Genomic DNA, 12,308 nt, shown 5'->3' with positions numbered 1-12,308 from the left:
CTCACACTGCGGCCGCGCGGACCTGTGCGCGGGTGGCAGGGTATCTTAGAATGACCAGCGGATTATACCGGAGCCGCACCGGCAGGGGATAGCCGGTCGGCCGCGGCTCCGCGCAACCACGTTTCTCACTGAGGAAGATGCATGAACGCACGCTTTGATGTGGCCATCCTGATGGGTAGCGCGAACGACTGGGAAGTCATGCGCGCCGCGTCCGAGACTCTCACAGAGTTCGGCGTGGCACACGAAGCCCGGGTGCTCTCCGCCCATCGCACCCCGGAGGAGACCGCCGCGTACGTCCGTGAATGTGATGCCTCCGGCGTTCGGGCGTTCATCGCGGCCGCCGGCATGGCGGCGCACCTGGCCGGCGCAGTGGCGGCCAACACGACGCGCCCAGTGTTGGGCGTCCCGCTGGCGGCGTCGCCGCTGGGCGGGCTGGATGCCCTGCTTTCCACGGTCCAGATGCCCCCGGGCGTTCCGGTGGCGACATTCGCGGTCGGCACCGCCGGCGCAACCAACGCCGCCCTCTTCGCGATCCAGCTCCTGGCGAACGAGCGCCCCGAGTTACGCGACAAACTGACCGCTTCCCGGCGAGCGCGGGCCGAGAAGATCCTCGCGACACAATTGCCGCGCTCCTGACAGAGAGGGTCCCGTGGGGGTACGGGCTGCGGGCCAACCCGGTCCGATCCGATGTGCGGCCAACGCGCCGTTGTCCGGCGCCGGGCCGCGCCCCGTGCCGCTGATTGCGCCGGTGCTCGGGCTGCTGGCCGGGTTGGCGCTCGCCGAAGCACTGGGCCCGGAACGACTCCCGCGACCCACTGTCAGCGCAATTCTGCCGCTACTGCCCGTCACGCTGCTTCTGCTTCTCGGGCGCACGAACCGGGCGTGGGGCCTGCCCATCGTGCTCGCGTTACTTGGCACCACCATCGGTCTGGCGCGATACACGCTCGAACTCGCGCGCCCCCCCACGCACGTCATCCACCTGCTCGCTGACACCCCGCAACTTATCCGCGCAACTGGTCGCGTGGTCCGCGCCCCCAGTCACCGCCCCCCGGAACGCCGCAATCCGTTTCTACCCTTCGACACTGCGCCGCAGACGCAATTGCTGGTCTGCTTCGAAAGTCTTGACACGGTGTCACCGCCGCGGCCGCTGACCGGATACGTCCGCGTGCAGGTGACCGCGGCCGGCCTGCCGCTGAATCCTGGTGAGCGCGTGACCCTCAATGGTTGGCTGTCGCGTCTCCGCGGCGCACAGAATCCGGGTGAACCGGACTGGTCCGCGTGGCAACGGCGACAGGGCATCGCCGCACTGGTAACCGCGCCGTCCGCGGAACACATCGAACGGCACCCGGCCTCGGCCCGCTGGTGGGACGAAATGCGCGCCGCCCTGCGTCAAAGGGTTCGGACGGCACTATTCGAGCCGTGGGCGCAGGCCGCCACGGACGAAGCAACGCGCCTGCTCGACGTGATGGTGCTCGGGCAGCGGAGTACGGCCGACGAACGCCTCAACACCGCGTTTCTCCGCGCGGGTGGTATGCACTTCCTTGCGGTCAGCGGTTTTCACGTCGGTGTCCTGGCGGCCGTGGCGTGGTGGATGGTGCGCCGTGTCATGCGGTTCGGGCGCCGCGCGGCCGCGGTAGGCATGCTGCTCGCGGTAGCCGGGTACGCGCTGGTGGCGGAACCAAACGCGCCGGTCCTGCGTGCGGCCGTGTTCGTGGCGTGCTCCGCGGTGGCCGTGCTGCTGCGACGTCCGGTCTGCACACTGAACACGCTCGCGCTGGCGGCGGGACTGATTCTGCTGGCGAATCCGCTGGAGTTGTTCCGCCCGGGCTTTCAGCTCTCGTTCGGGATCGTCGCAGCGCTCCTGCTCGTGATGCCCACCGTACCGCCGCTCCTCTCCCGGTACCGCGATGAGACCAACCCCCCTCGCGAGGCCGCCACGCTGACCGCACTCCTGTTACAGTCACTGGCACGCGCCGGCATGGTCCTCGTGCTGGTCAGCTTCGTGGCCTATGTTTCCGCCCTGCCCTTGACGTGGTGGCACTTCGGCCGGTTCGCGCCCTGGGGTATCGTCGGGTCCTTGCTGCTCACGCCGCTCGTGACCCTGACGATCGTCGCCAGCTTCGCAACGGTGCTGACCGGTTCTCTCCCAGTGCTCGGCACGGTGAGCAGCGCCATACTGCATACGACCTCTACTTTCCTCTTGTGGCTGGTCGGCTGGTTTAGGTGGCTGCCGGGCAACGTCGCCGAAACCGCACCGCCACCCGGCTGGCTGGTCGTGGGCACCTATGCTGCGGCGGCGGCCTGGTTCGCCCTGCGACCGCATCCGCGCACGGTGCTCGCATCGACGAATCGTGCCTCGCGGCCTGCTCGTGGGCGGCTGGCGTTCCGGCACTGGGCTGCCATCCATACCGTCGCGCTGCTTGTGCTGCTCTGGGGTGGCTGGCTCGTCGTTCCACCGCGCGCACCGGGACCGTCCGGACCTGCGCTGCATGTGCTGGCTGTCGGCAATGGCAGTGCGACCGTGCTGTGTGACGGCGAAGGTGGAGCGTGGGTGCTGGATTGTGGTACCGATGGCAACGTCGATGTCGGTATTACCACGGCGCGTGCCCTCCGCGCGCTGGGCGTCCGGCGCCTGAGCGGGGCACTCGTGTCACATGGCAACTTCGACCACTACAGCGGGCTGCCAACGCTCGCGCAGCGCTACCCGCTGCCAACGTGGCATACAAGCACTTGTTTCGCGACGGGAGAGACCACCGCCGGCGCCCACGCCTTGCACACGCTGCGCGCCCGGCTGCCCGCAACGGCACCGCACCCCGTACCGCTCCGCCTCGGCGACCGCCTGATGTTCGGCCCCTGCGCGGCGGAGGTGCTATGGCCACCGCCCAGTCTGCCCGCCACCTGGGACGAGAACGACCGCTCCCTCGTAATCAAGGTTGAACTGGGAGGCACGCGCGTGCTGCTCACCGGCGATCTCGAGGAGCGCGCCATCGACGCCCTGCTGCACGCCGCGGCGGCGGGCACGGTCGATCTGCGGGCTGATGTTTTGCTCGCGCCCCACCACGGCGCGGTCCTGGCGCGGCGCACCGAGGCCTTCCTGCGCGCCGTCGCCCCGCGCGCCATCATCGTCTCTACCCGCACCCCGCGCCCACGCTTCGCGCAGCTCGTTCATACGACGTTGGGATCGCAATGCACGCTCTGGACGACCCATGCGCACGGCGCGCTCACGGTCGCAGCGGGAGAGGTGCGCCCCGCGGCCCGGCATTGATGCGCACCTGCCTCCGGCGGAGTACCCGCGCGGGCGCGTGGCATGCACTCCGACTTCGGCGCGTCCGGCAGCGCCATGTCCGGGTCGATCAGGTGAAACGCAGTGGGGTAGCGTCGGGCCCGGCGGGGTGTACGCGACCGATCTCCCAGCAGGTCTGCCCGGCGGCCGCACAGTCGCCCAGCAGCGCGGCCAGCCGGTCGGCGGGCACGGTTGCCAGCAACCCGCCCGACGTTTCCGGGGTATGCACCAACATGGGCAGGAGTGGATCCCCGCCAGCAACGAACGTGACTTCCCCCGCGTAGGCGCGCTCGTTGCGCCGCGTACCACCGGGAAACACCCCCTGCTCCGCGTACGCGCGGGCGCCGGGCAAAAATTGCAGGCGTATTCCTTCGATTTCGATCTGCACACCACTCTTGCGGGCCAGCTCGAGCGCGTGACCCACGAGCGCGAAGCCCGTGACATCCGTCGCGGCCGTTGCTCCGTGCCGCACGAGCAGTTCCGCCGCAGCGGCATTGAGTTGCAGCATCGAAGCCGTCGTGGCCGCGATCTCTTCAACCATCGCGACGTCGCGCTTGAGGGCCGTGGTCACAATGCCCACACCGAGTGGCTTGGTGAGCACCAGCACGTTACCCGGCCGGGCACCGATCTTGGTCAGCATTCGGTCAGGGTGCACAAAGCCGAGCGCCACAAGGCCATATTTCGGTTCCGGGTCGGTGACACTGTGCCCGCCGACCAAGACCGCCCCCGCTTCGCGTGTCTTGTCGGCCCCTCCCCGCAGAATCGCGCACTGCACTTCAACCGGCAGGTCGCGGGGGAAACAGCAGATGTTGAGCACCAGCGCGGGGCGCCCGCCCATCGCATACACGTCGCTCAGCGCATTGGCGGCCGCGGCAGCGCCGAAGGACCACGGGTCATCCACGACCGGAGTGAAGAAATCGAGCGTCGCCACCAGCGCGCAATCCGCCCGCAGCCGGTACACGCCGGCATCATCGCCGGGGCCGAGCCCGACCAGGACGTCGGGATGGCTCTCCGGGGGAAACAGGGCTGAAAGCGGACGCAGAACCTGCGCCAGCGCGTCGGGCGCGAGCTTGGCGGCTCAACCCGCGGACTGGGTCAGGAGCGTCAGTCGAATCCGCTCACGAGCGGTCATGGCATTCTCCTTTCGGCTGGATTGTACAAGCGCACCGCACCCGGCGGTACGTACCCCGCCGCACGCCCGTTGGCGTGGTCGGGCCGCGCCTCTTACCATGCCACTCGGCCGGTCGGGACCGCCGGCCCCAGGAGGCGCGCATGCCCAAGTTGCGTTTGCACGGTGCGGCCGGGGAAGTCACGGGCTCGTTTCACCTGGTCCGCTTCGACGACCAGTGGATCGCGCTCGACTGCGGACTCTACCAGGGTACGCGCGCCGAGGCCGAGGAGAAAAACCGCGCCTGGCCCGTGCCGCCGCAGGACATCGCGGCCGTCGTGCTCACGCACGCCCACGCGGACCACGCCGCGCGCCTGCCGCGACTGGTGCGCGACGGCTTCGATGGCCCCATCTTCACGACCCCCGCGACGCGGGATCTGTGCGCCATTACGCTGCCCGATTCGGCCCACATCCAGGAAGAGGACGTCTTCTATGTCAACAAGAAGCGGCGGAAGCAGGGCCTGCCCGCAATCGAGCCGCTCTATTCCTATGACGACGTCGTTGCCACGGTCGAGAAGTTCCAGACGATCTCCTACGAGCGCCTGTTCCAGGTGATTCCCGGCGTGCTGGCAACCTTCCAGGACGCCGGTCACATGCTCGGATCCGCCGGCGTGCGGCTCAGCTTCGCGAAACGCGCGGGTGATACCGCGAGTCTCTTTTACACCGGCGATCTCGGGCGGAAGAACAAGCCCATTTTGCGCGATCCGCGGCCGATACCCGCGGTGCGCACGATCCTCTGCGAGAGCACCTACGGCGGGCGCGTGACGGCCTCGGTTGCGGATGCCAAGGAGCAGTTGCTCGGGATCGTGCTGCGCACACTCGGGCGGCGCGGCAAGGTGATCATCCCGGCCTTCGCCGTCGGTCGCGCCCAGACGATCGTGTACTTCCTGAATCAGGCCATGCTCGCGGGCGACATGCCGCGCGTACCGGTCTACGTCGACAGCCCACTGGCGGTGAACGCGACCGAGGTGTTCCGCCTGCACCCGGAATGCTTTGACGCGGAGGCGCGGGCGCTGCACCGCGAGCGCGGCGACATTCTCGGCAGCGGCTGCTGCACATTCATCCGTGACGTCGAGGAGAGCAAGGCCCTGCATGCCCGCAAGGAACCGTGCATCATCATCTCGTCGAGTGGCATGTGCGAAGCCGGGCGCATCCGCCACCATCTCAAGAACAACGTGCACGATCCGAAGAACACGCTGCTGTTCCCGGGCTTCCAGGCCGCGCACACGCTCGGTCGTCGGCTGGTGGAAGGCGTGAAGAAAATCACGCTCTTCCACGAGGAGTACCTTGTGCGGGCGGAAGTGGTGCAACTCGAGGGCTTCAGCGGGCATGCCGATCAGGCGGATCTGCTGGCGCTGCTCAAACCACACGCCGGCCAGACCCACCGCATCGTGCTGGTCCACGGTGAAGAAGACCAGACCGCCGCACTGGCCGAGAAGCTGCGCACCGCCGGCTTTCCCGAGGTGGTCATCGGCACCCCCGGCCAGGTCGTCGATCTCGCCTAGGAGAACCGCCCGACGGCTGATGGCTGACGGCTCAGCGGCAGCGCGCCACAATCACGAACGACATCATCGCACCGATCACGCCCAGGATGAAGCCCGCGGTCGCGAATCCCTGACCGCTATACCGCCCGCTCGATTTCGCGATCGCGTTGCTGCTCGAAACGCCGACGATAATCGCCATGATCGAAACGGGCGGACAGATCGGCATCACCAGCCCCAGGATGCCCAGGATCAACGCTGCCACCGCCCCGCCGTACACCGTTTGCCGATCCGTGAAAGGAGTTACCGTCTCACGCACCAGCGCATGCCCGCACGTCGCACAGTAGCGCGGCATATTGGGTCCGCGCGGGCCCACCGTGTGCCCACACCGCGTGCAGACGGTCGCACCGAAGATGCGCTGGTTCAACGCGGTTCCTCCAGGGCGGCCAGAAGCGCCACACCAGCCGAAGTGCCGAGCCGGTCGGCGCCGGCCGCCAGCATGGCCCGGGCCGTCGCGAGGTCGCGGATGCCGCCGGAGGCCTTGACCCGGATCGGGGCAGCATGCCGTCGTAACAGGGCCACGTGTTCGACTGTAGCTCCGCCACTAGGGTGAAAACCCGTCGAAGTCTTCACGAAGTCCGCCTGGGCCTCTGCCGCGGCCCGGCAACCCGCGATGATCTGCTCGTTCGTCAGCGCCCGCGTCTCGAGAATCACCTTGACCAGCACATCGTTGCGGACCGCACGGGCGGCATCGACCACGGCCGCGATGTCGTCGCGCACGAAGGGGTGGTCGCCCGCGAGCAGCGCGCCGAGTTGGATCACCATGTCGAGCTCGCGCGCGCCCTGCTGCACCGCACAGCGGGCCTCTTCCGCTTTGATCGCCGGGGCGTTCGCGCCCAGCGGAAAGCCGATCACCGTGGCCACCATGCTCGTACCGCCGGCAAGGCGCCCCACGCAGAACGGCACCCACACGGGATTCACACAGACGGCCGCGAAGCCGTGGGTGCGCGCCTCATCACAGAGTTGCTCGATCTGGGCCCGGGTCGCCTCCGGTTTCAGCAACGTGTGGTCGATCGTGTTTGCGAGGGCCGCACGGGTGAGCGGCGGAGATTCATACGTGGAACTCATGCGCGGGGTCCTTCCATGGAAACCGGGGGAGCCAACACAATTGTGGCGTCCTGGATCGAATGGCCATAGAGGCGTGCGAGCGGTACCAACAAGCCACGGCGCTCGGGCTGTTCTCCGGTCAGCACCACCAGCGCGTCGCGTTGTTCGGTGAGTGCCACCAGCAGGTCATCCGTGGCCCAGGCGCGCCGCAGCGCGTAGGGGCATTCGAGCAGGCGTGCCACGAATCCTTCGGCCGCATACACGCCGACGACACCGTCGCTGCCTGCCGGGATCACCAGCTCGACGAGATCGTCCCAGCGCCGCGCCTGGATGGACTCGAACGGTGCCACGGCGCGGTGCAGCGTAACCCAGCTCGCCGGGTGGGTCAGGTCCGTTCGCACCAGCGCCCCCGTCGCTGTGGATGCGTAGAGCTGGTCCTCCAACGGTGTCAGGGCGTAGAGCGGAGCGTCGGCCCGGCCACTCTCCCAGATCGGCGTCCCGCTGCCGTCTACCCCCACCACCCGGTCGTCGGTTACGAACAGCACGCGGCCGAAGGCGTCACGGCAGGTCGCGCGCAGCGCCCGCGGATGACCGGCAGTGGGTACCAGCACCGGCTGGGGCGGCTCATCCGCCGCCAGCGACCAGCGCCAACACCCCAGTTGCGAACTGGTCGCGAACAGGGCTTCCGGATGGAGCACGGCCGAATTGAAACCCGTGCGCGGCATGATTGACGGATTGACGGGGAACCGGCGCAAATCTCCCCCGTGTCGGCTGCCAGTTGCCACACGCCCGTCGCGGCACCGATGAGCAGCGTGCGACTCGTTTCATCGAAAGTCACCGAGCGCAGCCCACCAAGCTCCGTCGGCAAAGCCACCTTGCGCAGCGGTTCCGCGGGCTGCGCCGGGGCCAGCCAGAGTACCTCGAACGGCGTAAGCGCCACGATGGCGCCGGCCCTGCGCTGGTCCGGAGTCAGCCGCCAGAGATTTTCAAGCAGGCGACCGCGTTCCGCCGGAGTCAGCATCGGGAGCAGTTCCCGCCAGCGCAGATCGGATTGCGCATCGGCCGCCGTCCGCAGGCGCGCGAGTACGTCGCCCAGATCGTCCAGGCGGCGGCGCGTGGCGGCAAGCGCGGCACGCTCAACGGCTCCACGCGCTTCGAGCTCATGCAGGCGCCGAGCGGCGGCCTGCTCGACGGAGCGCTGGTGCGTGTAGGTCGCGCTGCGGAACTCGATGGTACCGAGGCGTTCGAGCTCGAACCCGGTGCGGAAGAGGAAGGGTTGCAGCGCGTTCCGCAGACAGTTCAGCAGGGGCTCGCGCGGGTCAGCGGCCAGCAGGTCAGCCGCCGGCCGCGTCCGCACGAAATCAGCGACCGCCTGTGTCGCTCCGGCGCGCACCATCTCCGTGGTGAGATCCGCGCGCGTGAACTCCGGCTGGTTGAGCAACATCTCGTGCAGCGCTGCGAGATCGGCTTCGCGCGGTGGGCAGCGCAGCAGGAGCTCGACCTGCGCTGCGACATCGTGGGGTGGCTGATCCGCGGACGGGGCCTCCGTCACGGCGACCGGCACGACCAGCGCGCGGTTGCGCACGAACGCGAGAACATCCCCGGCACCGACGCGCGGGACCTCCCCCGCGGGAATGAAACTGCGCCGGCCATCGGCACGTATCACGACACCCATCCAGGCGTCGGGGATCGGGGTGCCACCGAGGAACGCGCGCGGCCAGGCCTCGCCACGGCAGCGAAAGGCCACCACGGCGGCATCGGCCAGGATCGCGAGCACATCTCGGGTCATGGGCACCTCCCGCACACGTGCGCAAGTGCGACGGCTGAACCACAAAGCGCGCTCCCCGCCCGCCACGCCCCGGTCCGGGCCTCAATCGTGGGTCTGATTGTCGCGCCAGCGTTCATATCGCGTCACATCCCCGGGACTGACGGAAGGCGGCGTCTCCGCGAGCACCGCCACAATGTCGGCCATCTGTATGTTACGCGGCGAATTGCCGGCGACGGATTCCAAAAACGGACGACTTGCGGAACGCTGAGCGATGGCCTTCATGTCCGCCCCACTATAACCCTCCGTCGCCGCCACCAGCGCGGAGAAATCGACATCATCACATAGCGGGCGCTTGGAGAAGTAGATTTCGAGCAAACGGTAGCGCGCCGCGGCGTCGGGCAGCGGCACATAAATCTTCGCGTCCAGTCGCCCCGGACGCATCATGGCCGGGTCGAGCGTCCACGGCTCGTTGGTGGCGCCGAGGAACAGCAGGGCCCGTCCGGCCTTGCGATCAAAACCCTCGATCTCCTGGAGAATCTGGGGCACTACCCGGCTCATGACGGTCGACTGGTTGTCGCGCCGGCGCGGCACGAGCGCTTCGACCTCATCCATGAAGATGACCGCTTTGCTTTCGGCCTTGGCGGCGTCGAACAGCTTGCGGACGTTCTGCTCGGCTTCGCCGACCCATTTGCTCATCAGTTGCGCCGGGCTGATGACGAACATGGTCGCGTCGAGCTCGGTCGCGATGGCCTTCGCGAACATTGTTTTGCCGGTGCCGGGCGGCCCGTAGAGCAACACGCCGCCACCCACGTCGATGCCGTAGCGCTGCGCGAGGTCGGGATGGTTGAAGGGATAGATCATCTTCAGCAGGATCTCCTCCTTCACTTCGTCCAGGCCGGCAATGTCCTCGAAGCGGATGTTGGGTTTCTCCCGGACCACCCAGTCCTGCGCGTCGGACTCCCGCTCCTCCCCGTCGCGCGCCCGGTCGCGCGGCCGGCCGGGTGCCCCGCCCCCCTGCTTGGCGCGCCGGTCGCAGTCCTTGGCGAGGTCGAGCAACTCGCGGGCATACGTCTCCTGCTCGGCCCGCACTTTCGGGTCGCTGTTGGCCTCGGCCAGCTCGATCATGCACTCGGCCGCCTGGATCAGGAACGGGCGCGCCGTGGCGTACTCGCCGGCCTTGAGGGCGGCGACGCCCTTGTCCTTCAGGCGCTGGAATGTGGCGAAGGTGGCCATATCAGGGACGTGCATCCTGAGGAACGAGGTCGAGGACGGTCTCAAGAAGCTTCTCTGCCGTGCGAAGCGCGTTCTCCGCATCCTCGGCGGTGGGATCCTTGGAGGCCGGATAGCGGATTGCAACGGCGTAGTAGTTTAACGCCAGCAGGTCCGGACGCAGACTACGCAACCGATCGGTGAACGCACCGCAGAGATCGAGCAAGGGACCCAGGCCATGCACTTTCGGTACTGTCATCGCATGCAGTTCGAGCAGACCCTTCAGAGCTTTCTCCGCCGCCTGCTGACAATGGAAACAACCACCGTCAAAAATGGGGGGCTGATCTTCGAAGGCAAGGTGCGCGAGGCGCAAGTCGCGCTGCGCTTTCTCGAGCCATTCGCGAACCGCAGAAGGGCTAGGCGGCATAGAGCAACCTGCCCTTCGACACAACCTCCTGCTCGAAACTGCCAGCGGCTGCGCTGCGTTCATGCAGGCGCTCGCTCCAGGTGAAATGCAGCTCGACCGGCAACCCGAGTCCGTCCACGGCGTTGTAGCCGCGCTTGGCAACGTCCCAAGTCGAAAACTGCTCGTCCGCGAGCACGATCAGGATGTCGATATCACTCCCCGCGTGGGGCTGGCCGTGCGCGTGTGACCCAAAGAGGTAGATGGCCTGAGGGGCCAGAGCCGCGCGCAAGCGCTGTGCCAGGGTCGCAAGCGCATCGGAATGAACCCGGGGGTTCACGGGTGCGGTCTCAGACATTTCCTGTAACTCCTTGCTGAATCCGGTCCCCGATCGCGCTTCCTACTTGCTCTCCTTCTGCCCCTGGCCTTTCAGCTCGTTCAGCTCCGCCCGCAGGTCACTGAGCTGCTGCTGCTCGCGGGCGCCGGCCGCCTCGTCCTCGGCGGAAATCAGCCGGTCGATCTCGTCGTCGGTGATCGCCTCGCTGCTGGCCGCCGAGACGTCCATCGCCGCACCCTGCTCGATACCGTCGAGGAACAGACTCATCCGCTCCTCCATGCTCTGCGACTGGGCGAGGGCCTTCTCCCATTCGAGCTGCGTCTTTGCCAGGTCGGCCTCGCCGTACATGCGGCTGACCTCGGCCGCCATCAGCTTCATGGCGCCGGCGAAGTCCGCCGTGGCCTCGGCCTGCCGCTTGATGAGCAGCGCATTCTTGACGGCGAGGAGCTGCCGCTCGAGCAGCTTCTGGATCGTGGCGGTCTTCTTGAGCGAGTTGCGGATGAACTGGTAGCTCTGCATGTCGCCGATCTGCCGGGCGTGGCGGGCGTTCTTGACAAACTCGTCGGAGAACTTCCGCTGCTCGGCGATCGACTTCTCGATCCGGCGGATGCCCTGCCGGATCTTCATATCACGTTCGATGCGCCGTTCTTCGCGAGACTTGAAGAGAGCCATCGCAAGCTCCTCGAGCGGGACTGCACGCCCTGATCCATGGTAACACGCGGACGAAGCCACACGGGGACTACAGTGAAGTCAGTCGATACTCTTGGCCTCCAAGGTCACGGAATTCCTCGGGGGAGGTCACACACGCTCCTGCGCCCTCGTCACCCCGCCGCGCCCTCCGCCGTACCACGCTCCCGCACACGGCGCTCAGCTTCGTCGTACGCCGACTCCGTGTCTTTGATCAGCCCAGCGTCGAGATCGTTCCAGATCTTGATCAGCTCCTGACCCGCCGAAGACAACCCGGCCGTCTCCACGTCCGCGGCCGCGCCCAACTCCAGTATCTGATCCAGGCGCTCCAGGTACATATCGGTGGAGATCTGATCGCTCTCGATGAGCCGCCCGATCAAAGCCAGGTCGGCCTCGCGAATCGTCACCCGCCCGCCGGTCTGAAGCGTAGCGCTGGGCGCATTCTCGCGCAGCATGCGCAGCCGTGATACCGTCAGCAGCTCCTTGCTGCGAATGTTGAGCTGCCGCGCGACCATCATCTGCTCGGTGTGCAGCAGGTCGAACTGCTGCGCCATCGTACGGCGCATTTCCGGCGTCTTTTCCCTGGCCCCCTGCTCGACGATCTTGTGCTTGTCGTTGGCGAGCTGCCGCATCTTCGCCTGGAGCCGGTTGCGGTCATTCTCCATCAGCATTTCCTGGGCGCGCAACTCTGCCACGTTCATCCCCGCGAGAGTCTTACGCTTGCTCGTCAGCCACTCGAAGAAATTCATGATCGGCATCCGGGTCTCAGAACTCACACAGATCACCGCCCCCGCGCTGGGTGGGGCCGGGTGCAGCCATTCACACCTTCTGCCACATCGGCCACCGGAAGCCGACGCCCCGCCGG

Annotated in this window: 13 protein-coding genes; 3 read left to right on the top strand and 10 right to left on the bottom strand. The window is 67.4% G+C overall.

Annotated elements, in window-relative coordinates:
- The first annotated feature begins 141 nt into the window (after positions 1-141).
- Positions 142-636 carry a 5-(carboxyamino)imidazole ribonucleotide mutase gene (purE, locus tag IPM18_14835; protein MBK9120853.1) on the top strand — a complete coding sequence of 165 codons (495 nt, stop codon included), beginning with the start codon at positions 142-144 and terminating at the stop codon, positions 634-636.
- Positions 637-730: 94 nt separating this feature from the next.
- Positions 731-3,265: a ComEC/Rec2 family competence protein gene (locus tag IPM18_14830; GenBank protein MBK9120852.1), complete on the top strand. Its 2,535-nt coding sequence runs from the start codon at positions 731-733 to the stop codon at positions 3,263-3,265.
- Positions 3,266-3,353: 88 nt separating this feature from the next.
- Here the strand turns inward: IPM18_14830 and selD are convergent, their stop codons facing one another.
- On the bottom strand, positions 3,354-4,415 hold the full coding sequence (selD, locus tag IPM18_14825) for a selenide, water dikinase SelD (protein MBK9120851.1): 1,062 nt from the start codon (positions 4,413-4,415) through the stop codon (positions 3,354-3,356).
- Between the two features lie 140 nt (positions 4,416-4,555).
- Between selD and IPM18_14820 the strand changes: the two genes are divergently transcribed.
- A complete protein-coding gene (locus IPM18_14820) occupies positions 4,556-5,956 on the top strand; it encodes an MBL fold metallo-hydrolase (protein MBK9120850.1) in 1,401 nt (466 codons plus the stop codon).
- 31 nt (positions 5,957-5,987) lie between these two features.
- Here the strand turns inward: IPM18_14820 and IPM18_14815 are convergent, their stop codons facing one another.
- The 9 genes from IPM18_14815 to IPM18_14775 form a co-directional block, all read right to left on the bottom strand.
- Positions 5,988-6,359, bottom strand: a complete 372-nt coding sequence (locus IPM18_14815) for a DUF4190 domain-containing protein (protein MBK9120849.1) — start codon at positions 6,357-6,359, stop codon at positions 5,988-5,990.
- Complete coding sequence (locus IPM18_14810) at positions 6,356-7,060, bottom strand: deoxyribose-phosphate aldolase (protein ID MBK9120848.1); 705 nt, start codon at positions 7,058-7,060, stop codon at positions 6,356-6,358. Before IPM18_14810 ends, IPM18_14815 begins: the two co-directional genes overlap by 4 nt.
- On the bottom strand, positions 7,057-7,584 hold the full coding sequence (locus tag IPM18_14805) for a hypothetical protein (GenBank protein MBK9120847.1): 528 nt from the start codon (positions 7,582-7,584) through the stop codon (positions 7,057-7,059). The genes IPM18_14810 and IPM18_14805 overlap by 4 nt, the downstream gene beginning before the upstream one ends.
- Complete coding sequence (locus IPM18_14800) at positions 7,572-8,828, bottom strand: hypothetical protein (GenBank protein MBK9120846.1); 1,257 nt, start codon at positions 8,826-8,828, stop codon at positions 7,572-7,574. The genes IPM18_14805 and IPM18_14800 overlap by 13 nt, the downstream gene beginning before the upstream one ends.
- Positions 8,829-8,909: 81 nt before the next feature.
- Entirely contained in the window at positions 8,910-10,040 is a 1,131-nt protein-coding gene (locus IPM18_14795) for an ATP-binding protein (GenBank protein MBK9120845.1), read from the bottom strand.
- Position 10,041: 1 nt separating this feature from the next.
- Positions 10,042-10,443: a HEPN domain-containing protein gene (locus tag IPM18_14790; protein MBK9120844.1), complete on the bottom strand. Its 402-nt coding sequence runs from the start codon at positions 10,441-10,443 to the stop codon at positions 10,042-10,044.
- Complete coding sequence (locus IPM18_14785) at positions 10,433-10,777, bottom strand: nucleotidyltransferase domain-containing protein (GenBank protein ID MBK9120843.1); 345 nt, start codon at positions 10,775-10,777, stop codon at positions 10,433-10,435. Before IPM18_14785 ends, IPM18_14790 begins: the two co-directional genes overlap by 11 nt.
- Positions 10,778-10,819: 42 nt before the next feature.
- A complete protein-coding gene (locus tag IPM18_14780; GenBank protein MBK9120842.1) occupies positions 10,820-11,428 on the bottom strand; it encodes a hypothetical protein in 609 nt (202 codons plus the stop codon).
- Positions 11,429-11,577: 149 nt separating this feature from the next.
- Positions 11,578-12,219, bottom strand: a complete 642-nt coding sequence (locus IPM18_14775; protein MBK9120841.1) for a hypothetical protein — start codon at positions 12,217-12,219, stop codon at positions 11,578-11,580.
- Positions 12,220-12,308 lie beyond the last annotated feature (89 nt).

It is taken from the genome of Phycisphaerales bacterium, from assembly GCA_016716475.1.
Classification (GTDB): domain Bacteria; phylum Planctomycetota; class Phycisphaerae; order UBA1845; family Fen-1342; genus JADJWG01.
The sequence above is the reverse complement of the archived record's forward strand: the minus strand, read 5'-3'. Positions and strand labels throughout refer to the sequence as shown.

Bases quoted from the DNA above. Each gene is read 5' to 3' on its own strand.
- IPM18_14780 (MBK9120842.1), bottom strand. From the start codon at position 11,428: ATGGCTCTCTTCAAGTCTCGCGAAGAACGGCGCATCGAACGTGATATG.
- IPM18_14800 (MBK9120846.1), bottom strand. From the start codon at position 8,828: ATGACCCGAGATGTGCTCGCGATCCTGGCCGATGCCGCCGTGGTGGCC.
- IPM18_14785 (MBK9120843.1), bottom strand. From the start codon at position 10,777: ATGTCTGAGACCGCACCCGTGAACCCCCGGGTTCATTCCGATGCGCTT.
- IPM18_14810 (MBK9120848.1), bottom strand. From the start codon at position 7,060: ATGAGTTCCACGTATGAATCTCCGCCGCTCACCCGTGCGGCCCTCGCA.
- IPM18_14795 (MBK9120845.1), bottom strand. From the start codon at position 10,040: ATGGCCACCTTCGCCACATTCCAGCGCCTGAAGGACAAGGGCGTCGCC.
- IPM18_14820 (MBK9120850.1), top strand. From the start codon at position 4,556: ATGCCCAAGTTGCGTTTGCACGGTGCGGCCGGGGAAGTCACGGGCTCG.
- purE (MBK9120853.1), top strand. From the start codon at position 142: ATGAACGCACGCTTTGATGTGGCCATCCTGATGGGTAGCGCGAACGAC.
- IPM18_14790 (MBK9120844.1), bottom strand. From the start codon at position 10,443: ATGCCGCCTAGCCCTTCTGCGGTTCGCGAATGGCTCGAGAAAGCGCAG.